We start from the raw sequence: 25,461 nt of genomic DNA on the forward strand, positions 1-25,461 counted from the left end.
TATGGAACAGCTTGCCCGGATAGTGACCAAGACCCCCCTGTTGACCGGCACCTCGGTCGACGCCAAACGGGAAGAGCTGCGTCGCTATTTCCACCAGACTTGCGATCTTTACGAGGCCTTGTTCGATTGCCTCAGCGGTGACGAGGCTTTTTATATCCGGGCCGAGCCGCTGCGCCACCCGCTGATCTTCTACTTCGGCCATACCGCGGTATTTTTTATCAACAAGCTGATGCTGGGCAGGTATGTCACCGAGCGGCTGGACGAGCGGCTGGAGTCCATGTTTGCCATCGGTGTGGACGAGATGTCCTGGGACGATCTCGACAGTGCCCACTACGACTGGCCGACGGTGGCCCAGACCCGCAGCTACCGGCGGCGGGTACGGCAGCGGGTTGACGAGGTGATAAGCCAGATGCCCCTGAGCCTGCCCATCACCCCGGATTCACCCGCCTGGGTGGTGCTGATGGGCATAGAACACGAGCGTATTCACCTGGAAACGTCATCCGTGATTATGCGCATGCTGCCGTTGCAGTACCTGCGGCCGCATCCGCTGTGGACGGCCTGTCCCGACACCGGCCCCGCCCCGGCAAACGGGCTGTTGGCGGTGGCCGGGGACAGCCTCACCCTGGGTAAGCCGGCCGATGCCAATACCTACGGCTGGGATAATGAATACGGCCGGAAAACGGTGGAGATCCAGCCATTCAGGGTGGCCCGTTATCTGGTGTCAAATGGAGAGTTTCTGGCCTTTGTGGAGGCGGGCGGCTACCGCAGGCCGGAACTCTGGACCGAGGAGGGCGCCCGCTGGCTGGCGTATAGCAAGGCGACCATGCCCCGTTTCTGGTGTCGGCACCACGGAGAGTATTATCAACGCAACCTGTTGCAGCAGGTCCCCTTGCCCCATGACTGGCCGGTGGAGGTCAATTATCTGGAAGCCAAGGCATTCTGCCACTGGAAGGCGGAACAGAGCGGCACCTTTGTGCGGCTGCCGACCGAGGCCGAATGGACCCTGCTGCGGCAGCGGCTGAAGCAGGATCAGCCCGACTGGCTCCGGGCCCCGGGCAATGTGAACCTGGAGCATTACGCCTCTCCCTGCCCGGTCAACCGCTTCGAAGTGGACGGCATTTACGATCTGCTGGGCAATGTGTGGCAGTGGACCGAAACCCCGATCGACGGCTTCCCCGGCTTCGAGGTGCATCCCTTGTATGATGATTTCTCAACCCCGACCTTCGATGGCCGCCATAATGTGTTCAAGGGCGGCTCCTGGATCTCCACCGGCAACGAAGCCACCCGTCATTCCCGCTATGCGTTCAGGCGGCATTTTTTCCAACATGCGGGGTTCCGCTATGTTGAATCCGACTCAGACGAGGTACCCGTGGAGCCAGTCAACAGCTATGAAACCGATGAACTGGTCGCCCAGTATCTGGAATTCCACTACGGCGCCCAGTACTTCGGGGTGGCCAACTATCCGGTGGCCTGTGTCGATACCCTGCTGGCATTGATCCCCGATCTCAACAAGGCCAGGGCATTGGATCTGGGCTGCTCGGTCGGTCGTGCCAGCCTGGAGTTGGCGCGTACCTTTGCGCAGGTGGACGGCATCGATTTTTCCGCCCGCTTTATCCAGCACGGCTTCCAACTCAAGGAAACCGGCCAGACCCGTTATGCCATTCCCGCCGAAGGGGAGCTGGTGGAATTCAGGGAGGCCAGCCTGGTGGATCTGGGCTACGACGGGCTGGAACACAGGGTCAACTTTGTGCAGGGCGACGCCTGCAACCTCAAGCCCTGCTTTACCGGCTATGATCTTATCTTCTGCGGCAACCTGATTGATCGGCTCTATGATCCGGCACTGTTTCTGGGCCAGGTGCACGAGCGGCTCAATGAAGGCGGATATCTGGTACTGACGTCGCCCTATACCTGGCTGACGCAGTACACGCCCAAAGAGAAGTGGCTGGGCGGCATCAAGATCAACGGCGAAAACTTCACCACGCTGGATGGCCTCAAGTGCATCCTGGATTGCCGGTTCGAGCTGGTGGATGTACTCGATCTTCCCCTTGTGATCCGCGAGACCCGGCGCAAGTTTCAGCATACGATCGCCGAAATGACTGTCTGGAAGTTGAAATAAGGGGGGACATGGCAAAGGGTGGGCGCCCTTGGTGCATTGACAAATGCCCCATGGCGCCCACCGTTTTCGTTATTGATACGGCCAAGCCGCATCTGGATTAACTATTTCCCTCCGGTGTCGGCCGGCGCATGGCCGAAGACGCCATCGGGGCCGCTTAACAGGCCCGGCCCTTCGGGGATTTCCCTGTCACTGTGGTATCGCACCGGTGTTCCGTTACAGGCAGCGAGCGATAGCATCAGCGACAGGGCCAGGATGGTTTTTATTCTCATGAATTCTCCTGTTAAAACTTGACCCGGGCACCGGCGATGACCGCGTCGACCTCATCCAGCGGGGCGCCCGCACGCTCGAGATCATAGTTGCGGTAACCCACATAGACTTCGGTCGCCCAGGCATCGACGTTCTGCACCATCTGCACACCGATGGATTTACCCTTGTCGCCTCTCAGTTCCGCATGGTTGGTCACGTGATAGTCGGCCGACAAGGCAGTGGTGCCTGGAGTGAACCACTGGTTCTGGTAGCCCAGCTTGCCGTACACGAAGTTGGGATCCTGAACGTTGTCCCGCTCCCCGGCCGCCAGGGTCAGGCTGACTCCGCTGTTGTGCAGGAAGGAGGCTGAGCCGTTGAGCTGGCCGCTGTTGTTTTTCTGATCGGAATAGGCGATGGCACTGGCCAGGCTACCCATGCCGTAGTCGGCGGAATAGGTCAGGGCCGTATCCCAGGCGCCGTCTTCCACCGAGCTGGCCGCGAGCTTGGCACCGGCAAATGACGGTGTGTCATAACGCAGGCGGTTTTTGCGCCCCAGGCCGTCCAGGTTGATAAAGGTATCGCCCACCGTGCTGCCGGTCAGCATGCCGGCACCATCCCGGAATTTCATGCCGCCGGCTATATCGGCGGTGGATGAATAGCCGGCCAGGGCGGTGCCTGACAGATCCATCTCGGAGCTGTCTTCACTGGCGGTCCAGCCTTTACCCATCCACAGCTTACCGGCCCGGTCGTGGTCAAAATAGACTTCCAGACGACGATCGGAAACGCTGTCGCCACTCACGGACTCACGATCCTGGCTGACATCGAAGGATGAATTGGACTCCAGCTGCAGTTCGATGGCGGTACCCACTGTCAGTGCGGGGCTGACGTCACCTTCACCTATTACGCGTACCCGGGTGGATGAACTGTCGTTGTCGACGTGGTATACATCGGTTTCTTCGCCGTCATCGACGACCAGTAACGCCCGGTTGACATGGCCGGACACGGAAACCCGGATCTTGTCATTACCCGAACTGACGGCGGCGGCAGGGGCCATGGACGAGCCCATGGCATCGGCCCTTGCTTCCGCGGCTTCGGCCCGCGCCTCGGCATCCTGTGTCTTGGCTTCAAGCTGCTCGACCCGCTCGAGCAGGGTGCCGAGCTGGCTCTTCAGCATTTGTAATTCCTGGGCGTCGGTCTGGGCTAAAGAGGGAGTGCTTGCCATCGCACAGACAACAGCCGTTGCCAATAGTGTTTTTTTATGTGCCATGATTGTTCTCCTCTTCTCTCCACTGCAATCTGAAATACCACATACCGGCCACCGAATATCGGTTGTGGCCGGTGTTTTCTGAGGCGTTGTACAGGGCAGCTGATGTCAGAGTTGTAACTTGGTTTGCTCCTCTTGATCGGGTTGGGTTGCTACTTTTGGTTATTTTTTGTACAGCACCTTCACGTTAACCATAGTCAAGTACAGATCGGATCACCACTGTGTATTGTTGTTTTTTAGAAAAGTTCAAAAAATATTAAAAAAATCAAGATGTCGCCAAAATCCGTTATTTACCGCCGTGAGCCCGCCGTATCAACGAGGCGAGCGGCAGGCTGTGCCGTCAACCATTCACGAGTGCCGGAAGCTTTGGTTAAGATAGGGAAAGGAACAGGCCCAGGGGAAAACAAGCATGGATATTATGGCCCGGCTGGCGCTGTGGCAGATCAATCCGCCATTGATCGAACACCCGCCCCTGTTCACCTGTGCAGATGCGGACCGCCTGCTGGTGGACCGGCCGGGCACCCGCATCAAGAATCTGTTTCTGCGGGACAATTATGGCCGGCGGCATTTTCTGTTGCTGACCCGGTCCGACAAGCAGGTGGATTTGAAGGCGTTGTCGGTACAGGAGGGGATTTCCCGGCTGGGCTTTGCATCCGATGAGCGGCTGAGCCGGTACCTGGGGATCGAGCCCGGCCATGTGTCGGTGTTGGCATTGATCAATGATGTGCAGGGGGAGGTGGCCTTGTGGCTGGACGAAGACTTGAGCGCGGGGGACGATTTTCATTGCCACCCCCTGCGCAACACCGCCACCCTGCTGCTGAGCCGGGCCGATCTGCTGCATTTTGCCGAACAGACCGGCCATCAGCCCCGCTGGTTGACCGTACCGGAGCTGGGTTAACCGCTATCAGGCACCGATCACGCCACCGTCTATGCGAGTGATCATCATCACGCTGGAGCGGGGGGTGCTGTCACCGCCCAGGGGGAAGTGAGACGGCGCCAGCTCTTCACCCGGGTGCTGGACGCCGACGAACAGGGTTTTCTGATCTGGGGTAAAGGCCATGCCAGTGATTTCACAGGCCACCGGGCCGGTCAGGAAACGGCGGAGTTCACCGGTCTTGGGGTCGGCGCACAGCATCTGGTTGTTGCCCTGGCCGGCGAAGTCACCCTCGTTGGAGTAGTTGCCGTCGGTCTGGATCCACAGGCGTCCGCCCCGATCGAAACAGATGCCGTCCGGGCTATTGAACATGTTGTCGGCATTGAGGTTGTCCGAGCCGGCGTACAGGCTGTCCTGGTGCACGGTCGGGTTACCGGCCAGCACGAACAGATCCCAGTCGAATTCGCGGGCGCTGTGGCTGCCCGAGGCCGGCACCCAGCGCAGGATCTGGCCGTAGTGGTTGTCGGCGCGGGGGTTGGGGCCGCCCACCGGCTGCTGGTCGTTGGTGCCCCGGTTCTTGTTGTTGGTGAGGGTACAGAATACCATGGGCTCGGTCGGGTGAGCCGCGACCCACTCAGGCCTGTCCATGGTGGTGGCGCCCACCTGAGTGGCCGCCAGGCGGGCATGGATCAGCACTTCGGCCTGGCTGTTGAAGCCGTTTTCGGCGGTGAGGCCGTGCTTGCCGAAGGTCAGCTCCAGCCATTCGCCCTTGCCCTTGATGCCGCCCGTGGCACCATCATAAAATTTGGCCACATAGAGGGTACCGTTATCCAGCAGCTCTCTGTTGGCGGCCATGTCATCCGGGTTGTATTTGCCTTCGCTGACAAAGCGGTACAGGTGTTCGCCGCGTTCGTCGTCGCCCAGATACACCACCACATGGCCGTCTTTGTTTACCACCAGCTCGGCGTTTTCATGCTTGAAGCGGCCGAGGGCGGTGCGCTTGACGGGAGTTGACGCGGGATCCTTGGGATCGATTTCTACCACCCAGCCGAAGCGGTTCGCCTCGTTGGGTTCTTTGCTCAGATCGAAACGCTCGTCAAACCGGTGCCACTGATAACCGGCATCGATCGCGCCCACGCCGTAGCGGGCCAGGGCTGGGGAGATCTCGACCTGTTCTCCGGTACCGAAATAACCGTTGACGTTTTCTTCGCAGGTTAGGTAGGTGCCCCAGGGCGTCATGCCGTTGGCGCAGTTGTTGAAGGTACCCAGTACCCGCTCGCCCTTGGGGTCGGCCTTGGTCTTGAGCAGCGCATGGCCCTTGGCCGGACCGCTGATGAACATGGGGGTATTGGCATCGATGCGGCGATTGTAGCGGCCGTCTTTCACAAAGCGCCAGCCGTCGGCCTGCTGTTTGAGGGTGAGCACGGAGACACCGTGCGCCGCCTGGGCTTTCTTGACATCGTCGGCGGTCAGTTGCCGGACGGGAGTGGTGGTTTCCTGCTGGTCGCCTTCGGCAGCCGGTGGCGGCGCCAGCGGAGGGAACAGCAATTCGTAGTTGGTGTATTCGTTATTGACGGCCAGGATGGCGGTGTTGTCATCCACCATAAACAGGCTCATGCCGTCGTTGTTGTCACCGAACTGGCTGGCCTGCTCGGTCGCCGAGTTGCCGCCGCCGTTGATAAACTCGGCCACGTCGGAGAACAGGGGATCGCCCCAGGAGATCAGCCGCTCCGCCCGGTAGCCTTCCGGCACTATGAACCTGTCGGCGGTGCTGGTCGGCACGGCCTTGAAGCCCAGCAACGGGCTGTTGCCGGCGGCGGCCAGCGCGCGGGAAACCGGAGACAGGCTGAAAAAGGCGGCGGCCCCCAGGGCGGCGGCGCCCCCCAGGAAGCGGCGGCGGCTCAGGCCCTGTTCCACCATCTGGGTAAACTCGGGAACCTGGGTTCGCGGATTATTCAGTTCATCCCGTTGTTCAAACTGGCTCATTTTAACTTATCCTTTGCTCACATGGGGTTAGGTCGCCGCCATGCTAGAGCCTGCGGATGGCAGTTTGATAACGATTGGATGAAGGGAATAAGACAATGCGCAGAGAAACCGCCGATACCATCGCCAAGCTGATCATCGGCCTGCAGGCGGTGTTGGTCAGTATCATGCTGCTGGGCATGGGCTGGATGATGCACAGCGGCCAGATGCAGGGCATGCCCGGCCCCGCCATGCAGGGCACCAGCCTCTGGCTGCTGATGGTGGCGCTCGCCCTGGCCTGGTTATGGTTGTGCCGCCGAGCCTGGGATGGCTACCTTGCCGCCGGGGGGTTGAAACAGCAGTGGCCGTTTTGGCTGCTGGTGGTGATCCAGCTGCCGTCCTTCCCGCTCGGCACCCTGATGGGGGCGGGGCTGATCTACCTGAAGCTCAGGTTTCATCCCCGACAGTAGGCGAGGCCGGCTGTATTTGCCGGCGTGCCGAGATCGGTGCGGATCTCGGCAAGGTGCTTATATATCGACGGCGTCGCCGGTCACCACTATGCCCCCGTCGGCGGGGATCTCGACCCGCAGCAGGCTGGGGCGGCCCATGGCCTCGCCCTGGCGGATCAGCAGGCTCATCGGCGTTGTTACCAGCCCTGCATCGCGCAGGTAGCCGCCCAGCGCCGCCGCCGCCGCGCCGGTGGCGGGGTCTTCGATCACGCCGCCGACTGGAAACGGATTGCGGGCATGGAACAGTTGCTCCCGCTTCCGGTATACCAGCTGCAGCGTGGTCAGCCGCTCCCTTTGCATCAGCGCCTTGAGCCGTTCGAAGTCGTATTCGAGGCGATTCAGCCGCTCCTCCGTGGCCACCGCCAGCACCAGGTGCCAGGCCCCCCCATAGGCCCGGGCCGGGGGCAGGCCAGGGTCGAGATCATCCCGGCTCCAGCCCAGGCAGGCCAGCACCTCGGTCAGCAGGGCCTCGGAGACCGGCTGATGCCGGGTGGCCACGGACACCAGCGACGCTTCCAGTTTCCCCTCCCGCTCACGCACCGTTACCGGCACAGTTCCGACCGTGGTCGACAGCTGGTAGTCGCCCGCACCGGTAGTACGGCCGAGCACCACCCCGGCGGCGATGGTCGCATGGCCGCAGAAGCTGACTTCCGCCTCCGGACTGTAGTAGCGGATGGTTCTGGCCGTGCCGGTGCGCGGGGCGATAAAGGCCGTTTCGGAATAGCCGACCTCGGCCGCGATACGCTGCATGGTGGCGGCGTCCGGTAGCCGGTCGCCCAGCCAGACGCCGGCCGGATTGCCGCCGGAGGGATGGGTGGTAAACGCCGCCAGGCGATACAGGGTGCTGTCCATCTTTTTTACCTCTGTTGTGTATTTACAATGGGGCCATTTTGTCATTAGCATGACTAATGGCAACGGATATTAATTTAGCCATAGGCTTACTTATATTTACCCATGAACCGACCACGAACGCCCTCACTCAATAGCTTGCGCGCCTTCGAGGCGGCGGCGCGCCACGGCAGCTTTGCGGGCGCCGCCGGCGAGCTGAATGTGACGGCGGCGGCCGTCAGCCACAGGATCAAGGAGCTGGAAGGCAGCTTAGGTGTAGCCCTGTTCGTCAGGCAGCCGCGGGGGGTGGCGCTCACCGAGGCCGGTCGCCGCTATCGGGACAGTGTCGCCTGCGCCTTTCAGATCATAGAACGGGCCACCGCCGGCATCGAGCGGGGTTCGGTCGACGGGCCGCTTATCGTCTCTATCCCGCACTCCTTCGCCCAGCTGTGGCTGGCGCCCAGGCTGGAGCGGCTGGTGCGTCGCTTTCCCGGGCTGGAGCTGAGCCTGGTGGGAGACAGCCGGCTGGCTGACTTACGTCAGGGCCAGGCCGATCTGGGGGTGCGCTTTGGCGGCGGCGGTTATCCTGGCCTGTTGGTCGAATATCTGATGGGCGACGCGGTCGCGGTACTGGCCCCGGCCCAGGCTATACCCGAACTGTCCGACAGCCGCCCCCGGACCCTGATGCGGACCATGACCCTGCTGGAGGACATGGGGGTCTCGGCCGCGGAACCCTGGAGCGGCTGGCCGCCCTGGCTGCGCGAAGCCGGCCTGCGTCCGCAAGGGCTGCAGAAGATCCGGATGTCGGACAGCAGCATGACGGTTTCTGCCTGCAGCCGGGGCCTGGGCCTGTGTATCGGCCGCCTGTCGCTAAGCGTTGAGCTGGTGCAGGAGCGCCGCGTGCAGGCCCTGCTCCCCTGGCGCAGCACGGAATACGGTTATTATCTGGTGAGCCGCCCCGCCGAGCAGGACAACCCCAGGGTGATGGCGTTCAGGAGCTGGCTGCTGGAAGAAATAGACACCTATGTGGCCCAGGTCAAAAGCACTATGGCCATCGAGCTGGGCCGGCCGGTGCCGGAGTAAAAGTGGGAGGCATCCGGTTAATGGGCGACATCGGCCGTCACCCGGCATGTTCCATCAATGCCAACTCATGGATGTCCATATAGGCCAGTGCATCGGCGCTGCGCCTTGAGTAGGCAAGGATGTCGATGCCCTGCGTAAACCCTGGTCCGTCAATGACCATGGTGTGATATTCACCCTGCTCACCGCACAGATCCAGCTCGCCCTGCTCACCCAGGATGCGTAGCTCGGCAATGGCCGTTTCATTCAACTCCCGGCCAACCCAGCTCGCATTCAGCCAGCGGGTATTGACGCAGGAAAAACGCACCCTGAAGCCCAGCTCCACAAACCGTTGCAGCAAGCCGTGTCGATCGCGCCCCCACAAGGGGGTATAGACTTCCATGCCGACGGGGCGGCTCCGCTCACGTATCCAGTTGGGACTGCCGCCCACCGCCGCTATGTCGCCGGTGACCACGCAGTCGATGCACATTTCCTCTTTCAGCCTGCGCAGGCCGGCCTCGTAACTTTGCTCAAACGGTGCGTTGATGGTCAACACATGATGGGGCAGCCCCAAGGCCTGAGCCTGCATCCTGATGAGTTCCAGGGGGTGGGCCAGGAACCTGGGCTCCGGTGGCGCGAAGGTGACCAGGCAACGAATGTGATAACCCTTCTGGGCTGCCTCGTACAGTGCCATCGCGGAATCCTTGCCGCCGGTCCAGAGTATTGCTGCATTTCGCATGGTATTAACCTTGGTAATGATGCCTGATGTTTGTCAGTTAAGCGTAAAACGGGATGAATTGGCTTCCCACCGAGACGCCGTAATCCCATCCCTGGGGATTCTGCTGCACCGTCCCTGGCGCAGAAGGTCGGCTTGAAAGCCAATCCATCCCGTTAATTGACTGGCATTGTGTCTGATGCCTTGTTTTATTAGATGTTTACTCTGACTTTGCTACATGCTTCTTTTTCTCATTGCGCATCATTCGACCTTCTTTCATTAGTATGCCGAGGATGCTATAGCTCAAATAATCTTTAGAACCGCCCCCGTAATCCGATTGCAGGCCAAGGTATTTTGCTGCATCGGAGTTTTTAATTCCCTCGGGGTTGGCTTTAGCCAATTCCATGACCGCTGACTTTAGGATGCCCAAGCCCATCTGTGCTTTTTCATAACAGCCATCTGGAATGTTTACCTTGATGCGCTTTGAAATATTATTCGGATTTGGCTTAACCTTGTTAGTAAGCAAGCCACCTTGAGATCGAATGCCGAAACCAGCGATAAGCTCTGCTTCAATTTTTAGTGATTGTTCCTCGGTTAGGTTGTCGGCAATTACCGTATGCAGAACCGACAGGCCAGCATCGTGAATTTCCTGAATGATTTTACCTTTATCCGAATCATCAACTTGTGTTTGATGCTCCCAAGCTCGATTGCCCGTACCTTTGCCGATGTAAAAGGTCTTGGCAGGCTTCACCCTTGGGTCTTTTAGGGCATAAACATAAAATGGATTATGTGCCATGTTTTTCCTTACACCTAACAGTTATGGACGCCCCATTCCACTCAGAATCTATGTATTCTTACCCGGGGTTTGCGATCCGTTCTGGTCGTTGCCGCTAGACTGGCTGAAGCGTTTAGCGGGTTTCTATGATAAAGGGGATCTCCCGGTGGTGCTCGACATCGAACTGGGAGCGGCCGGTATGGTTCAGGTGACGGCCGTAGACGTGAAAGGACAGGGTGGTTTCAATGCCGTCGTTGACCACACTATGGATGGCGCCGGTGGGCATGGTGACGACTTCTCCTGCCGATACCGTCTGTTCCCGCAGCCAGCGTAATCTGGCGTGGCCTTGTTCGGTGCCGTCGTCGACCCGCTCCCAGAAGGTATTTCTTTCCGGTCCGGTCACCGCCACCACCACCGCCCAGGTGCCGTGATCGTGCGGGCGGACGCCGCGTCCGGGCAACCAGCTGTCGACCACGATAAACAGGGAATGATCCGGCTGGGCATGGAGCAGGGTGGAGCCAAAGCCGAGCTCGAGGTTGGCGAGATACATCTCCGGCGTGCGCCAGCCCTGCTCGGCGGCGGCGCGCTGGGCCAGGGGGGCCACCTCGGCCAGGAGGGCGGCTTCATCCTGGGTGCGGGACATGATGCGCAACACATCCTCGACAAACCGGGGGATGGAATAGGGCGCTGTGTTCATATAGGTCTGTTTTATCCTGTGAATGTTCTCTGAAGCATCTCGGCTTATGGTGTCAGGGGATCCCCCAGACTCGGCGGCTGCACCCGTTATCGCTCGAACTCGCTGTGTCGAAGGTCATCACCCGACGCCTCCATTTCACCATCCCATTTAATTTTTGTATACCCACACTAGGGTGCGTAGGCCGTTCTGGCCGTAGCGGGCCGAGCGGTCGAAGCGGCTGCGCTCGATGGGCAGATATTGTTTATCTACCGGGCTTTCGCCCGCGTCGTCGTCGATGTCCGGATCGTGGATATAGACGAACTCCTTATCCATGGCGCACACCAGCACCCAGTGGGGCGCCTTGCGGCCATCCAGGTGATAGGTGCTGATCAGCACCAGCGGCAACCGGTTCTGGGCCAGACCCTGCTCCAGGTCGCCAAGAGTAAAGCTGCCGTAATGGGGCTCGATGCCCAGCAGCGCCATCTGTGCCAGGAATTGGCCATGGACCCGCTCCAGGATCCGCTTCTTGTCCGGGGTGCGCACGCTGTTGACGAACAGCGGGCCCGGCTGGTTGATCATCAGCGCCACCCCGAAGCCACGCCGGCGGGCGGCCAGTGCCAGGCCGTGGGGACCGCAGCCGCCGTGACCCTGGGTCATGAAGATGGTGGTGGCTTCACGCCACAGCTGCAGCTCTTCATCGATTTCCGGCTGATAGTCCGGGTTCAGGGCGCTGACCGCCATCATCAGCGAGGCGGGGCCGCAGGTGAATTCGGTGGTCTGGCGGTAGTAGGGCACCTCCTTGGCGCCGGTCAACGGATGGTAGCTGTGGATCCGTTTCTGAAAGCGCAGGGCGTCCTGATGATCTTCATAATAGTCGTGATGCACGCCGAACTGGCGGTAGCCCAGCTGTTGATACAGGCCCTGGGCCGCCAGGTTGTCGGCGCGCACTTCCAGGCGCATAAATACCGCGCCTTTTTCCACCGCACCGGTTTCGGCGGCCAGCATCAGCTCCCGGGCGATGCCCTGGCCACGGGCACCTGGGTCTACCGCTATGGAATATATCCGGGCCAGGCGGGTATTGCGGCGGAACAGCACCAGGATATAGCCCAGCAGTTGTTGCTCCCGCTCGGCGACCAGCAGCAGATCCCGGGTGTGTTCAATAAAGCGTTGAAAGCTGCGTCGGCTGATTTTGTCCTGGCTGAAGCAGTGATGTTCGAGTGATTCCAGCGCCGGCAGATCGGTCTTGAGGGCGGGGCGCAGTGCAAGATCTGACATATTCGACCTTTGAGCCAGATGGGTCACTCCAACATACGTCAAAAAAAAACCGACGGCGAGTGAATTTCCATGATTTGAACCTGACTTTGAGTATAGTGTTAGCCTATTGCCGAGACGTTGTTGACTCAGGAACCGTCATGACACAGCTGATACTGGTGGTGGATGAATTAAGCGCGTGGGAGCCCTATTTTCCCAGCGACAATCTGGTGGATTTTCAAACCTATCTTAAACAGAGTACCGGCAAGGATGCACCCCGCACCCGGGTGATCAACCTCTGCAGAACCGACAAGTATCTTTCCAACGGCTATTACTGTTCGCTGCTGGCCGAGGCCAGGGGCCAGCACGTGATCCCCTCGGTCGCGACCCTCAACAGCCTGCGCAACAAGGCGCTGTTCGCCTTCGGCTTTGACGGTGTGGGCGAGGCACTGCAGCGGCTGGCGGAGTCCGGCAATGAGCCGGTACGCGAGCTCAAGGTCAAGAGTTATTTTGGCCAGTGCGCCCTGCCGGGCCTGCTGCCCCTGTGCCGGGAGCTGTTCGAACGACTGCCGAGCCCGATCATGGAGCTGAGCTTCAAGCTGCGCAGCCGCTGGGAGCTGGCCGGGCTGAGCACCCTGTCGCCCAAGGAACTGAAAGGGGAGGAGGAAGACCAGTTCGCCCAGGCGCTGGAAACCTATTCCCGCATCATCTGGCGCAAGCCGAAATCGGTGAAGCGCTGTCGTTACGATCTGGCGATGCTGGTCAACCCGGATGAATCGCTGCCGCCGTCCGATCCCAAGGCGCTCAAGCGCTTTATCAAGGCCGGCGAGCGGGCTGGGGTCAATGTGGAGATCATTACCCGCAAGGACTATCAGCGGTTGGCGGAATATGACGGCCTGTTCATCCGTGAGACCACCGCCATCGACCATCATACCTTCCGCTTCGCCCAGAAGGCGGAGCACGAAGGCCTGGTGGTGATGGACTCGCCCACTTCCATCCTGCGCTGTGCCAACAAGGTATTCCTGGCCGAGAGCTTTACCAAGCACGGGGTGCCCACCCCCAAGACCCTAATGGTCAGCCCCAGGCAGAAAGACGCCGCCGACTGGCTGGAGCGGGAGCTGGGTTATCCGCTGGTGTTGAAGATCCCCGATGGCGCCTTTTCCCGCGGCGTGTACAAGGTGCAGGACAGGGCCCAGCTGCAGGATACCCTGGCCAAGCTGCGCAAGGCGTCGGCGCTGGTGCTGGCCCAGGAGTATTTTTTTACCGAGTTTGACTGGCGCATCGGGATTTTGAACCATCAGCCGATCTTCGCCTGTAAATATTTTATGGTAAAAGGACACTGGCAGATCTACCGCCATAATGAAGAGAAGGAGGCGGATTCCGGCGCCTTCGTCACCCTGCCCACTTACGAGGTGCCCAAGGCGGTGCTCAATGCGGCGCTGAAGTCGGTCAAGCCCATCGGCGACGGCCTGTACGGGGTGGACATCAAGGAGGGCAAGGGCCGGGTGGCGGTGATCGAGGTCAACGACAACCCCAATATCGACCACGGGGTGGAAGACGTTTTTCTCAAGGACAAGCTCTACGATATCGTCATCGAGGACTTTGTACGCCGTTTCGAGGCAGCCTGAGTGAGCCTGCGCGGGAAGAGTGAAAGAGGGAAGAACAATGCCGCATAAACTATTGTTGAACTGCGATCTGGGCGAGGGCTATGGCTCCTGGACCATGGGCCGGGATGAGGCCCTGATGCCCTGGCTGGATCAGGCCAGTATCGCCTGCGGTTTTCACGCCTCGGATCCGGATACCATGGCCCGCACCATAGCGTTGGCCAAGCGGCATCAGGTCACCATCGGCGCCCACCCCGGTTACCATGATAAGGAAGGGTTCGGACGGCGCAGCATTCCCCATAGCCCGGCCGGCATCACCCACCTGGTACTGTATCAGGCCGGTGCCCTGACGGCGTTGGCCGAGTTGCCCGCGCTCGACTATGTCAAGCCCCACGGGGCCCTGTATAACGATATGATGCGCGATGAAGCCATTTTTCGCGCCGTGCTGGAGGCGCTGGTTCGCCTGCCCGGGCATCCCCGGCTGATGCTGCTGGCCACCCCCAATCACAGCCATTACACCCGGCTGGCGCAACAGGTCGGCGTCGACCTGCTGCGTGAAGCCTTCGCCGACAGGGCCTACCTGGACGACGGCGGCCTGGTGCCCTGGCAGTTGCCCGGGGCCGTGCTGGACGATGTGGAGCAGATCCGCGAACGAGTGCGGCACTTGCGTGACACCGGCGAAATATTGAGCGTGACCGGCAAGGTGCTGAAGCTGGCACCCGATACCCTGTGCGTGCATAGTGATCACGCCCAAGCCGTTGCCATCGCCCGGGCGGCCCGGGAGGCGTTGTCGGCCTGAGGCCGGAGCTGAAAGCTCCCTCGTTCGATCTGGCTTCAAACGGAGACCTAAGCCATGGTATCAGCCGCTCCGGGCTGTTACTATCCTGTTTAATCATGTGCTTCCGCGCATCAAAACAGGTCACTGAGCCGACGGCGGAATGCCATCAAAGATGAAGAGTACAGGGATGCAACTCGACACCAAGCTTATTGCCCGCCAGGCCTACCTGCTAATGGCCATCGGTTCCTGCATTATCATGGGGCTGACCGGTGTGCTGGCCGGGATAGTGATTTCTGCCGATAACCCGCTGAGCCTTATCGTTTCCTATGATGGGGCGCTGGCCGCCATTTTTGCCGGATTGGGCCTGTTGTTCGCCGTGACGGGACGGCGGTGGCCGGGGCGATTCGTCGCCGTGGTTATTCTGGTCATCGCCGGCAACAGCCTGAGCGATGGCCTGCCGGCGGGTGCCGGCGATTACAGCCGTCTCTATCCCCCCGTTGCCGCCATATTCATGTTGATTGCCCTCTGCCTGTTGCTGGGCAGGGAGCACCCCGTCGCCCGGCATGGCTGGCGGGTCACGGGGGCAAGCTTGCTGCTCGCGGGCCTGGCGCTGGTGGTGGCGCACTGGTTTACTGAGGTTTTTTCTTGGCTCGGACCCCATCCCGCTGCCGCCACCATCACCAGCCTGTTTATGGTGGTATTCGGGCTGGCATTGTTGCTGGCGGCAGAATGGCCTGCCGGGCAGCCGCTGATGCTGGGCCGCGATTCCCTGATGGCCGGCCTGTTCGGCATTCTTTTGTCCTGTCTGAGCTGGTATCAGCTCAGCCTGGATCACAATCAGAGCCTGCGCCAACAGGGCGAATATACAGTGGCGAATATTAAGGCTTCGGTTTCGCAACGCCTGGCAAGCCAGGTTCAGCTGTTGCAGCGCATGGCCGATCGTTGGCAGTCTTTCGAGCGCATGCCGCCGGCAAACCTGCTGCAGGCCGATATCCGTTCATATCTGCGCGACATACCCAGTCTCGAGAGCCTGATGCTGTTGGACTCACAACACCGGCTGCTCTGGGAGCAGTCGCGAGACACAGATGGGCGGGGCGAACAGTGGTTGTTGAACGAGCCCGAGGTGCAAGGCTGGCTGGCACTGTCGCCATCCCAAACGCGGATGATGATCCCCGACTCAAGTCATCGGCATGATAACAGGGTACTTTCTCTGGTGGCGCTGCCGCTTGCCGGGCTGGACTCCGAAGTCAGCTACCTGGTCGGCATCGTCAATCTCGATATGCTGTTGCAGCCCCGGATGCAGCTTTCCCCCTTCATGGTGTTTACCTCTCTGGTCAACCACCCGCTGATTGAACGGGGGGAAACACAGCCTCAGGGGCATCACCTGCTGATCACCGAAACCAGCGCACAGCTGCCCTATGGGCCCGAGCTGCGCAGTGTCGGTTACCTTGGCGATTTTCAGGCGCTGAATCGTTCTGCGAATCTGCTTTTGGGGATGGCGCTGATCGGGTTTACGCTCAGCCTGTTGCTGGTGATCTGTCTCGAGCTGATCAAGCTGACCCTGGCCCGCAGTCGTGACCTGAGCGCGGCCAAGCTGCACCTGCAGAGTCAGCAGCAGATCCAGGACATGATCGCCCGTGATATGCCCCTCAAGGGCACCCTGGAGGCCATCTGCCAGCTGGTCGAACAACAGCTGCCCGACTCGCTGTGCTCTATCCTGTTGCTTGACGGCAATGGCCAGACCCTGAGCCTGGCGGCCAGCATCAGCCTGCCGCCCGGCTACCAGCAGGGACTGAACGCCATTCCTGTGGGGGCCGGTATCTGCGGCAGTGCCGCCTATCACAGGGCCCCGGTGATCTGCGAGAACATAGCGACCGATGCACGCTGTACAGAGTATCGCGAACTCGCCCTGGCCCACGGCATGCGCGCCTGCTGGTCGCATCCGGTGATTGCCACCGACGACAGGGTGCTGGGCACCTTCGCTCTTTATTATCGACGACCCGGCTCACCCGGCGAACCAGAGCGGCGGTTGATTGAAAACGCGGCCAGCCTGTGTGCCCTGACGCTGGAGCGATATCACTACCGCCGCCAGCTGGCCGAGAGCGAGCAGCACTACCGTTCCCTGTTCACCTATAATCCCGACGCGGTATTCTCCCTGGATCTGAACGGTGTCCTGGTCACCGTCAATGGGATCGGCTGCGAGCTGCTCAACCTTCAGGAGGAGGAGATTATCGGCCGGCATTTCTCCGAGCTGGTCGAGGACGACCCCTTGCCCGACGGCGAGCTGATGTTCAGGGCCTTTATGTCCGGCACGCCCCAGCGCCACGAGCTGCGCAGCCGCGTGCGGGAAGGTGAGCAGAGGATACTGGATGTGACCAGCCTGCCGATCGTGGTTGATGGGCGGATCACCGGTATCTATGGCATCGCCAAGGACATTACCCGGCGCAAACGGGACGAAGCCTGGTTGCAGATCCTGCAGCGCAGTGTGGAAGCCAGTATCAATGGTATCGTCATTGCCGATGCGCGCCGGCCGGGCTTGCCGATCGTCTATGCCAATCCGGCGTTCGAGCGCATCAGCGGCTATTCTGAAGCGGAAGTCCTCGGGCAGAACAGCCGTTTCCTGCAAGGCCCCAACACCGATTCCCGGGAGGTGGCAAAAATCCGCCAGGGCCTGGCGGCGCAGCAGGAGATCCATACCACATTGCGCAACTACCGCAAGGACGGCACCCCGTTCTGGAATGATCTCTATATCGCGCCGGTGCGGGATGAACAAGGGCAGCTCAGCCACTTTATCGGGGTGCAGAATGATATTTCCGATCGCAAGGCGCAGGAAGCCCAGTTGGCCCATCATGCCAATCACGATGCCCTGACCGGCCTGCCCAATCGTTCCCTGCTGGAAGACCGCCTGGAGCAAAATTGCCAGTTGGCCCTGCGTCATGGCAGCCACCTGGTGGTGTTGTTTATCGACCTGGATGGTTTCAAACCCATCAATGACAGCCTGGGGCACATTGTGGGTGATCAGCTGTTGATCGAGGTTGCCGGGCGGCTGCTGGCGCTGATGTCTCCGGGAGATACGGTGGCCCGCTTCGGCGGTGACGAATTTGTGGTGCTGCTGACGGATCTCGCCGATCCTGCCGAGTCGGTGGTGGTCATCGAGCGTATCCTGACGGCACTCGCCCGTCCTTACCTGATTGAGCGGCACGAGTATTCGATCACGGCCAGCATAGGGGTCACCGCCAGCGGCGGCAATCATCTCAATCCCATGCAGTTGATCCAGCAGGCCGATATGGCCATGTACAAGGCCAAACGGCAGGGCCGCAATCATTACCAGTGGTATACGGATGATATCAATAAAAAGTTGGGTCAGCTGGTGGTGCTGCGTAACGAGCTGCAGGAAGCCATCGACCATCACCACTTCGAATTACACTATCAGCCACTGATACGCCGGGACGGCCGGGTGTGCAGTTTTGAGGCCTTGCTGCGCTGGCGACATCCGGTCAAGGGCTATATCTCCCCGGCCGAGTTCATTCCGCTGGCCGAGGACACCGGCCAGATCATCCCGATCAGCCAGTGGGTGCTGGAGCGGGCCTGCCGCGATACCCGGACCCTGAGCCCGGATGGCGATTATCGGGTGGCCGTCAACCTCTCTCCGCTGCAATTCCACCGCTCCAATTTCCTGGACGCGCTGCAACACACCTTGCACGGTACCGGCCTGCCGGCTTGCTGCCTGGAGTTGGAGCTGACCGAAGGGATCCTGATGGATAATACCCAGTATGCCATCGGTGTCTTGCAGTCTCTGCGGGAAATGGCGGTCAGTGTGGCCATCGACGACTTCGGCACCGGCTTCTCCAGCCTCAGCTACCTGAAGAACCTGCCCATCGGCAAGATCAAGATAGATCGCAGCTTTATCCAGGAAGTGACCAGCAATCCCCATGATGCCGCCATCACCCAGGGCATCATTGCCATGGCCCATCAGCTGGGGCTAGAGGTGGTGGCGGAAGGCATAGAAACCCAGGAACAATACCAGTTCCTGCAACGCCATGGCTGTGATCTCTTCCAGGGGTTTTATTTTGCCAGGCCCATGCCCCTGGAACGGCTGCAGGCCTTCCTGGGTGAGCGGCAGGCCGGCAGCCTGAGCGCCGCCGGTCACCGGGTGTCATAGCATCTCGGCTCGCCTTAGGGCGAGTCGATATGCTCTACCGGTGGAATACGCCCTTCCATCACATCCTGGGCCCAGCTGAGTGCGGCCATTACCGCCGGAAAGCCGATGGTGCTGGTGAGCAGGATCAGCGCGTGGCAAATGTCCTCTTTGGTCGCGCCCGCTTCCATGGCACGTCGGGTGTGGCTGTGTACGGCGCCTTCCGAGTGGCTGGCCGCGGCTCCCGCCAGCTGAACCAGCTGGGCCTGTTTTTCATCCAGCGGTCCGGCCTGCCTGGCCGCCAGGCCCATGGCTTCGAGTGCCGAAAACAGGGCCGGGTATTGTTTTTTTATCTTGAGATACTGGGGGGAGGGTTTGCTGCTCATGGTCATCTCCTGCTGAAGCTTTAGGCCGTGTGCCGTTACCCTGTATTGATGAACGGTAACGGCATACATCCTACTGACTATGGCCGATTGGCAGGAGCTTGCCAGCGAAGGTGGGGATTTGTGCGTGCCGAGGGGGGCTTCCCCTGCCCGGGCGCCGGGCAGGGCGCCGGCCGGATGGGTCTCAGGCCGGCTTTTTATGCTGCTGGGCCTGCTTGCGGGCCCGTTTTTCCGCCCGGCGCTGCTCGGCCGTCTTGACCGCATCGCTGCCGATATGGACTTCGCCCCGGGCCCTGGCCAGCTGCAGCTGGTGTTCCCGCTCCGCATAGCGCTGGCGCTGCTCCGGGGTCTGTTGATCATGGCAATGCGGGCAGCTGACGCCGTGCTGGTAGTGGGCCGATTGCTTGTCTTCGGCGGACAGCGGCATGCGGCAGGCGGAGCAGAGTTCGTAGCGGCCCGGCTGCAGCGCGTGATCGACGGTGACCCTGTTGTCGAACACGAAGCACTCGCCCTGCCACAGGGACTGCTCCTCGGGTACGTCTTCCAGGTACTTGAGGATGCCGCCGTGCAGATGATAAACCTCGTCGAAGCCCTGCTCCTTGAGATAGGCGGTGCTTTTTTCGCAGCGGATGCCGCCGGTGCAGAACATGGCGACCTTCTTGTGTTTGGCCGGGTCCAGATGCTCTTTAACGTAAGCGGGAAACTCCCGAAAGCTGTCGGTCTTGGGGTTGAGCGCGCCCTTGAAGGTGCCTATGCCCACCTCGTAGTCGTTCCGGGTATCGACCAGTACCACCTGCGGATCCGAGATCAGCGCATTCCAGTCCTTGGGTTCGACATAGGTGCCGACTACCCGCAGGGGATCTATGCCTTCGACGCCGAGGGTGACGATTTCTTTTTTCAGCTTGACCTTGGTGCGGTAGAAGGGCTGTTCATCGCTGAGGGACTCTTTGTAATCTATTCCGGCAAAACGCGGATCATCGGCAAACCAGGTTTTCAGCCGGTCGATGGCCTGACGGGAGCCGGCCACGGTGCCGTTGATGCCTTCGCCGGCGAGCAGCAGGGTGCCGCGGATCTGCTCGGCTTCGAGCAGTTCGGTCAATGGCTCGCGCAGGGCGGTGTGGTTTTCCAGAGTCACGAATTTATACAGGGCGCAGACGACTATTTTGGTCATATTTCCTCCAGCACCGGAGACCTTGGCCTGGCGCTGACTTGATTAACTGGGGTACGGATACAGGGCGGCGATCATAGCAAATTTTCAGCGGGTGCGCATGGCCGTTGCAGATCGGGTGTCTGCCGCCCGCCGGCGCCGCCGATCATGACATGGCGGGGCTCAGCGCTTACACTGCATGGCCTTATGATGGATGCGCAAAACAACGATAGGTGTGTCAATGAGTTCTGAATCGTCTGTCAGCCCTGACCGGCCCCAACACCGCGGCGTACTGCAAGAGCGCGGATTCTTGCCCTTCTTGATCGCGCGGCTGGCGGCGGTGTTCGCCATGCAGATCCAGGCGGTGGTGGTGGCCTGGCAGGTGTATGACATCACCCGGGATCCCCTGTCGCTGGCCTATGTCGGCCTGGCGCAGTTTGTGCCCATGGTGCTGTTGCTGTTGCCGGCCGGCGATCTGGTCGATCGCTTTTCCCGCAAGCGTATCCTGATCTTCAGTTGGAGCCTGCAGGCCGGCTGCAGCGCCTTGTTGCTGGGGCTTTCCTGGCGTGGGTCACCCGATATCAATCTGTATTACGGGGTATTGGTGTTGTTTGGCTGTGGTCGGGCCTTTACCGGGCCCACCCTGCAGAGCCTGCTGCCGCAGATTGTGCCGCGAAGCCAGCTGGCGAGGGCGATCGCCGTCAACAGCATGATCATGAAAATCGCGGTGATCGGCGGCCCCCTGCTCGGCGGCATCCTCTACGCGGTCGGGGGCAGCCTGGCCTATGGGGTCTGCCTGGGCTGCTTTGTGCTGGCACTGTTACTGCTGGGCCGGGTGCCGGTACCCTATGCAGAAACATTCACCCCTGTGGAAAACTCCGCCTGGCGGCGTTTCACCGCGGGCATCGTCTATATCCGCTCCCGGCCCATTATTCTTGGCGCGCTTTCGCTGGATCTGTTCGCCGTGCTGCTGGGGGGCGTGGTGGCCCTGCTGCCCATCTATGCCCAGGAGGTGCTGCACGTCGGGCCGGAAGGGTTGGGGGCGCTGCGCAGCGCGGTGGCGGTGGGGGCCTTGCTGATGGGCCTGTATCTGAGCGTGCGGGCCATCACCCGCCATGTGGGCCTGATCATGTTTATCGCCGTGATGGTGTTCGGGGTGGCCAACCTGGTGTTCGCCTTCTCGACGATGTTCTGGGTGTCTTTTGTGGCGCTGCTGGTCGCCGGGGCGGCGGATATGATCAGCGTCTATGTGCGTACCACCCTGATCCAGCTGGCGACGCCGGACGCGATGCGCGGCCGGGTGAACGCGGTGAACATGCTGTTCATCGGTTCATCCAACGAGCTGGGCGAATTTCGCGCCGGCACCAGTGCCGCCTGGTTTGGCACGGTGCCGGCGGCGGTGCTGGGCGGGGTCGCCACCCTGGCGGTGGCGGGGGCCTGGATGTGGGGCTTTAAGACCCTGCGCCGGGTCGACCGGTTCAGCGAGGTGGAAGCTTAGCCGCCTTGCCCATGCTTAACCCTGGACACCCACGCGCCGCCGGGCGCGATGGGAGGCGCCGTTGCGTATCGACCATCTCAGCACCGGGGCGACGCCGTTCATGCCCAGGCGTACCAGCCGCCGCCGGCCGTTGCCGAGCCGCAGCCCGGCCCGGGCGAGTGCCCAGGGGGGCAACAGCTCGATGCCGGCGTGGGCCATCAGTCGCCCGACCGGCCTGGTCAGCAGGTTTGGCGAGGGGGCCTTCAGCAGCAACTTGAACAATTCGGCGGTACGGGCATCGAAGACCAGCTGCGGCCGCATCTGGTCCAGGTAGGCCGCCACCGCCCGGCGAGAACGCGGTACATCCCGGGCGCCGAGTGCCTCGGCGATGCGCGCCACCTCGTCATAGTAACGATCCTGGGCAACACCACTCAGCTGCGGGTTGCAATAACGCAGGTGCGAGGCGAGAAAGCAACGCACCTCGACCACATGTACCCACAGCAGTAATTCTGGGTCACTCGCCGCGTAGGGGCGGCCATCGGGGGCGGTGCCGGCCACCTTTGAGTGGATGTTTTTGACCCTGTCTATCAGCCGCCAGGCATCGGCGGTGGGAGCGAAGGTGGTACCGGCGATAAACTGGCTGGTGCGGCGCAGCCGGCCCAGCATGTCGTTGCGAAAGTTGGAGTGCTCCCAGACCCCCGCCAGGGCCAGGGGATGCATCATCTGCAGCATCAGGGCACTGATGCCGCCACACAGCATGGAGGGGAAATCGCTGTGTACCTGCCAGCAGATGCTGTGCGGACCGAACAGGCCGGGATCGCCCAGGGGCCGTTCGTAATCGATGCCGCCCAGCGCCAGACCGGTCAGGCCCATCACCTGCTGCTCGATGTGTTGTCGAATGACTTCCATACGCAATGATAACCGAAAGGGGAACGGGATTAAGCCTGCCTCAACCATTCAGCGGGACCGCTTTCTATTAGCGCCGCCGAAGGGCGATGATGTAAGCATATCCCTATCTTTCCGACGGCCGCAATGTCGGGGGTGGCGGTCGAGGGAGTTCAAAAGCAAGCACCGGGATGCCTGAGTGCGCGCGAGGCGCTATATTGGCGTGGTCTTCAGCAGATGTCGTAAGGAGCAGGATATGGTCACCAGAAGTGATATGCGTGCCGAGGCAACCCTGGCCGATCCCCGGTGGCCACTGGTGGTTGCCCGGGATCCGCACGCCGACGGCAGCTTCGTCTACGGGGTGACAACCACGGGCGTCTACTGCCGCCCGTCCTGCCCCTCCCGTCGGGCCCGGCCCGAGCATGTGGCATTTTATGGGACCGCGGAGCAGGCGGAGGGCGCGGGCTTCCGGCCCTGCCAGCGTTGCAAGCCGGAGCAGCTTTCCCTGGCGCGGCGGCAGGCGGCCATGGTGGCGGAGCTATGCCGTTATATCGAGACGGCGCCCCATCCCCCGACCCTGGTCGAACTGGCGCAACGGGCCGGGCTCAGCCGTTATCATCTGCACCGCCTGTTCAAGGCCGTCACGGGCCTGACCCCCAAGGCGTACGGCACGGCGCACCGGGCCAGGCGCGTCAGGCGGGAGTTGAGCGGGAGCGGGACCGTCACCGACGCCATCTACAGCGCCGGGTATCAGTCCAGCAGCCGGTTTTACGAGCAGGCCGACCAGGTGCTGGGCATGAGCCCCGGCGACTACCGGGCCGGGGGCGCCAACACCGAGATCCGCTTCGCCATCGGTGAGTGCTCGCTCGGCGCCATCCTGGTGGCACAAAGCGGGCGCGGGGTGTGCGCCATCCTGCTGGGTGACGATCCGGATGCCCTGGCCCGGGAGCTGCAGGACAGCTTTCCCGCCGCCACCCTGCTCGGGAACGACGCCGGTTTTGAACGGCGGGTGGCACAGGTGGTCGGCCTGGTGGAACACCCGCGCCTGGGGCTGGATCTGCCACTGGACGTGCGCGGTACCGCCTTCCAGCAACGGGTATGGCAGCTGCTGCAACAGATACCGGCGGGCGAGACCGCCAGCTACGGCGAGCTCGCCCGGCGCCTGGGGCAGCCCAAGGCGGCCCGGGCGGTGGCGCAGGCCTGCGCGGCCAACACCCTGGCTGTGGCGATCCCTTGCCACCGGGTGGTGCGCACCGACGGCGGCCTGTCGGGTTATCGCTGGGGGGTGGCACGCAAGCGGATGCTACTGGCGCGGGAGGCGGAAAAATGAGATGGACAGCGGTAATGGGCGCACCGGTATGTGGCCCGAGATATTTCGCGCCGGAGCCATGATCCCATGCAGACCAAGCACAGCACACTGAACTGTACCCTTGCGCTACCCGCTCATTTTCGGGCCGGGGAGCTGCTCGACTTTTACCGGCGCGATCCCCTGATGCTGGCGGAGCGGGTGGAGGGCAATATCCTGCAAAAGGGTCTGGTATGGGAGGGGCATGCCGCCTGTATTACCCTCCAGCTGGGCGAGGACCAGGTTAACGTCGAACTGACCATCGATGGGGCCGTGAGCGGTAACACCGGGTCGCTGGCATCTATGGTGCGGCGCATGTTGGGCTTGACCCAGCCAGTTGAGGCCTTCGAACAGGCTTATCGGCATCATCCGCAACTGGGCCCCCTGATCGCCAGGAATCCGGGGTTAAGGGTGGCGGTGGCAGCCACCCCCTTCGAAGCGATCAGCTGGGCGATCACCGGCCAGCAAATCAGCATGGCCGCCGCCGTTTCCATCCGGAGGAGGCTGATCCAGGCGGCGGGTCTTCGTCATTCCGGCGGACTCTGGTGTTATCCCGATGCCGAGCACCTCGACCGGCTGGATGTGCAGCGGCTCGGGCAGGCGGGACTTTCCCGGGCCAAGGCGGCGACCTTGTGCGAGCTGAGCCGACTCGTCCGGGGCGACAGGCTGCCGCTGGATGCCTGGACCGAGTCATTGCCGGTGGATGAGCTCCGCATGCAACTGCTGGGCGTGCGCGGTATCGGTCCCTGGACGGTCGACTATGCCCTGCTGCGGGGGTTCGGCTGGTTGGACGGCTCGCTGCATGGGGACGCGGCGGTGCGCCGTCATATGCAGTCACTGCTTGCCCGTGCGGAAAAGATCACCGAACGGGAGGCGCAGCGCTGGCTGGCCGAGTTCTCCCCCTGGCGTGCGCTGGTCGCCGCCCATCTCTGGGCCATGCAATCTGCGGCTGGTTACTAAATCCTCGGCTCCGGGGGAGGGATGCTTATTTGAACACATCCAGCCTGAGCGGGCAGGGCTCGCCCAGCCAGTAGGCGTAGCGGGTGTGATCGGCCAGATCATCGCCGGTCCTGCCGTGGATCAGGATATTCAGGCCGTTGCGGTGGTGCTCCAGCCAGGGAACGAGTTCGTCGAACTGGGCACTGTCGAAGGACAGCTGGCAGCTCCAGGAGAGATGAGGGCCGACCAGCTTCCGATGCAGGCGACCGACGGTGACGCGGAACAGCTCTCCCGCTTGCCTGCACAGGGCATCGGCTTGTCCCGCGGTGGCGTCATCGAAGTAGATATGGGCATGATAGTGTTCATGCACATTGGTGGGGTGTTGTGACATCTTGAGTTCCGGTGCTTGCTCTTAATATGCGCATGACGGATGCGCTTTCCTGTGGTTCTTTCATCGTAGCCATACCGCGCGGCATTGAACATCAATATC

At 61.5% G+C, this 25,461-nt stretch carries 22 protein-coding genes; 10 read left to right on the top strand and 12 right to left on the bottom strand.

The window, feature by feature from the left end:
• Nucleotide 1: 1 nt before the first annotated feature.
• On the top strand, nucleotides 2-2,116 hold the full coding sequence (gene ovoA / locus ABD806_RS01510) for a 5-histidylcysteine sulfoxide synthase (RefSeq protein WP_344954028.1): 2,115 nt from the start codon (nucleotides 2-4) through the stop codon (nucleotides 2,114-2,116).
• A 101-nt stretch (nucleotides 2,117-2,217) separates the two neighbouring features.
• Here ovoA and ABD806_RS01515 read toward each other — a convergent pair whose 3' ends face one another.
• Together ABD806_RS01515 and ABD806_RS01520 are read right to left on the bottom strand one after the other, a co-directional pair.
• Nucleotides 2,218-2,385: a hypothetical protein gene (locus ABD806_RS01515; protein ID WP_344954030.1), complete on the bottom strand. Its 168-nt coding sequence runs from the start codon at nucleotides 2,383-2,385 to the stop codon at nucleotides 2,218-2,220.
• A gap of 11 nt (nucleotides 2,386-2,396) precedes the next feature.
• Entirely contained in the window at nucleotides 2,397-3,536 is a 1,140-nt protein-coding gene (locus tag ABD806_RS01520) for a porin (RefSeq protein WP_344954032.1), read from the bottom strand.
• Between the two features lie 499 nt (nucleotides 3,537-4,035).
• Between ABD806_RS01520 and ABD806_RS01525 the strand changes: the two genes are divergently transcribed.
• Nucleotides 4,036-4,524, top strand: a complete 489-nt coding sequence (locus ABD806_RS01525; RefSeq protein ID WP_344954034.1) for a prolyl-tRNA synthetase associated domain-containing protein — start codon at nucleotides 4,036-4,038, stop codon at nucleotides 4,522-4,524.
• A gap of 6 nt (nucleotides 4,525-4,530) precedes the next feature.
• Here ABD806_RS01525 and ABD806_RS01530 read toward each other — a convergent pair whose 3' ends face one another.
• On the bottom strand, nucleotides 4,531-6,486 hold the full coding sequence (locus ABD806_RS01530) for a PhoX family protein (RefSeq protein ID WP_344954036.1): 1,956 nt from the start codon (nucleotides 6,484-6,486) through the stop codon (nucleotides 4,531-4,533).
• Between the two features lie 95 nt (nucleotides 6,487-6,581).
• Between ABD806_RS01530 and ABD806_RS01535 the strand changes: the two genes are divergently transcribed.
• Entirely contained in the window at nucleotides 6,582-6,932 is a 351-nt protein-coding gene (locus tag ABD806_RS01535; RefSeq protein ID WP_344954038.1) for a hypothetical protein, read from the top strand.
• A 57-nt stretch (nucleotides 6,933-6,989) separates the two neighbouring features.
• On the opposite strand, the gene ABD806_RS01540 is transcribed toward ABD806_RS01535, so the two are convergent.
• Nucleotides 6,990-7,823 (bottom strand): PhzF family phenazine biosynthesis protein, encoded by an 834-nt coding sequence (locus ABD806_RS01540; protein WP_344954040.1) that lies wholly within the window; start codon nucleotides 7,821-7,823, stop codon nucleotides 6,990-6,992.
• Nucleotides 7,824-7,925: 102 nt separating this feature from the next.
• On the opposite strand from ABD806_RS01540, the gene ABD806_RS01545 reads away from it, so the two are divergent.
• Nucleotides 7,926-8,882 (top strand): LysR substrate-binding domain-containing protein, encoded by a 957-nt coding sequence (locus ABD806_RS01545; protein WP_344954042.1) that lies wholly within the window; start codon nucleotides 7,926-7,928, stop codon nucleotides 8,880-8,882.
• 37 nt (nucleotides 8,883-8,919) lie between these two features.
• On the opposite strand, the gene ABD806_RS01550 is transcribed toward ABD806_RS01545, so the two are convergent.
• The 4 genes from ABD806_RS01550 to ABD806_RS01565 form a co-directional block, all read right to left on the bottom strand.
• Entirely contained in the window at nucleotides 8,920-9,597 is a 678-nt protein-coding gene (locus ABD806_RS01550; RefSeq protein ID WP_344954044.1) for a Dph6-related ATP pyrophosphatase, read from the bottom strand.
• A 196-nt stretch (nucleotides 9,598-9,793) separates the two neighbouring features.
• Nucleotides 9,794-10,369 carry an LEM-3-like GIY-YIG domain-containing protein gene (locus ABD806_RS01555; RefSeq protein WP_344954046.1) on the bottom strand — a complete coding sequence of 192 codons (576 nt, stop codon included), beginning with the start codon at nucleotides 10,367-10,369 and terminating at the stop codon, nucleotides 9,794-9,796.
• A gap of 112 nt (nucleotides 10,370-10,481) precedes the next feature.
• Nucleotides 10,482-11,045, bottom strand: a complete 564-nt coding sequence (locus tag ABD806_RS01560) for a cysteine dioxygenase family protein (protein ID WP_344954048.1) — start codon at nucleotides 11,043-11,045, stop codon at nucleotides 10,482-10,484.
• 147 nt (nucleotides 11,046-11,192) lie between these two features.
• Nucleotides 11,193-12,299, bottom strand: a complete 1,107-nt coding sequence (locus tag ABD806_RS01565) for a peptidase C39 family protein (RefSeq protein ID WP_344954050.1) — start codon at nucleotides 12,297-12,299, stop codon at nucleotides 11,193-11,195.
• Nucleotides 12,300-12,436: 137 nt separating this feature from the next.
• Here ABD806_RS01565 and ABD806_RS01570 point away from each other — a divergent pair, with 137 nt between their 5' ends.
• From ABD806_RS01570 to ABD806_RS01580, 3 genes are all read left to right on the top strand, one after another.
• Complete coding sequence (locus ABD806_RS01570; RefSeq protein ID WP_344954052.1) at nucleotides 12,437-13,903, top strand: RimK family protein; 1,467 nt, start codon at nucleotides 12,437-12,439, stop codon at nucleotides 13,901-13,903.
• 37 nt (nucleotides 13,904-13,940) lie between these two features.
• Nucleotides 13,941-14,678, top strand: a complete 738-nt coding sequence (locus ABD806_RS01575; protein ID WP_344954054.1) for a 5-oxoprolinase subunit PxpA — start codon at nucleotides 13,941-13,943, stop codon at nucleotides 14,676-14,678.
• Between the two features lie 151 nt (nucleotides 14,679-14,829).
• Entirely contained in the window at nucleotides 14,830-18,819 is a 3,990-nt protein-coding gene (locus tag ABD806_RS01580; protein WP_344954056.1) for a bifunctional diguanylate cyclase/phosphodiesterase, read from the top strand.
• Nucleotides 18,820-18,833: 14 nt separating this feature from the next.
• On the opposite strand, the gene ABD806_RS01585 is transcribed toward ABD806_RS01580, so the two are convergent.
• Together ABD806_RS01585 and trhO are read right to left on the bottom strand one after the other, a co-directional pair.
• Complete coding sequence (locus tag ABD806_RS01585) at nucleotides 18,834-19,181, bottom strand: carboxymuconolactone decarboxylase family protein (protein ID WP_344954058.1); 348 nt, start codon at nucleotides 19,179-19,181, stop codon at nucleotides 18,834-18,836.
• A 181-nt stretch (nucleotides 19,182-19,362) separates the two neighbouring features.
• Nucleotides 19,363-20,349, bottom strand: coding sequence for an oxygen-dependent tRNA uridine(34) hydroxylase TrhO (gene trhO, locus ABD806_RS01590; protein ID WP_344954060.1), 987 nt, complete (start codon nucleotides 20,347-20,349; stop codon nucleotides 19,363-19,365).
• 217 nt (nucleotides 20,350-20,566) lie between these two features.
• Here trhO and ABD806_RS01595 point away from each other — a divergent pair, with 217 nt between their 5' ends.
• Nucleotides 20,567-21,823 carry an MFS transporter gene (locus ABD806_RS01595; protein WP_344954062.1) on the top strand — a complete coding sequence of 419 codons (1,257 nt, stop codon included), beginning with the start codon at nucleotides 20,567-20,569 and terminating at the stop codon, nucleotides 21,821-21,823.
• Nucleotides 21,824-21,838: 15 nt separating this feature from the next.
• On the opposite strand, the gene ABD806_RS01600 is transcribed toward ABD806_RS01595, so the two are convergent.
• Entirely contained in the window at nucleotides 21,839-22,711 is an 873-nt protein-coding gene (locus ABD806_RS01600; protein WP_344954064.1) for an oxygenase MpaB family protein, read from the bottom strand.
• A gap of 232 nt (nucleotides 22,712-22,943) precedes the next feature.
• Here ABD806_RS01600 and ada point away from each other — a divergent pair, with 232 nt between their 5' ends.
• Both ada and ABD806_RS01610 read left to right on the top strand, forming a co-directional pair.
• Complete coding sequence (gene ada / locus ABD806_RS01605) at nucleotides 22,944-24,017, top strand: bifunctional DNA-binding transcriptional regulator/O6-methylguanine-DNA methyltransferase Ada (RefSeq protein ID WP_344954065.1); 1,074 nt, start codon at nucleotides 22,944-22,946, stop codon at nucleotides 24,015-24,017.
• Nucleotides 24,018-24,083: 66 nt separating this feature from the next.
• Nucleotides 24,084-24,992: a DNA-3-methyladenine glycosylase family protein gene (locus tag ABD806_RS01610; protein ID WP_344954066.1), complete on the top strand. Its 909-nt coding sequence runs from the start codon at nucleotides 24,084-24,086 to the stop codon at nucleotides 24,990-24,992.
• Nucleotides 24,993-25,017: 25 nt separating this feature from the next.
• Here ABD806_RS01610 and ABD806_RS01615 read toward each other — a convergent pair whose 3' ends face one another.
• Nucleotides 25,018-25,362: a DOPA 4,5-dioxygenase family protein gene (locus ABD806_RS01615; RefSeq protein WP_344954067.1), complete on the bottom strand. Its 345-nt coding sequence runs from the start codon at nucleotides 25,360-25,362 to the stop codon at nucleotides 25,018-25,020.
• Nucleotides 25,363-25,461 lie beyond the last annotated feature (99 nt).

The sequence above is a fragment of the Zobellella aerophila genome, from assembly GCF_039539325.1.
Taxonomy (GTDB): Bacteria; Pseudomonadota; Gammaproteobacteria; order Enterobacterales; family Aeromonadaceae; genus Oceanimonas; species Oceanimonas aerophila.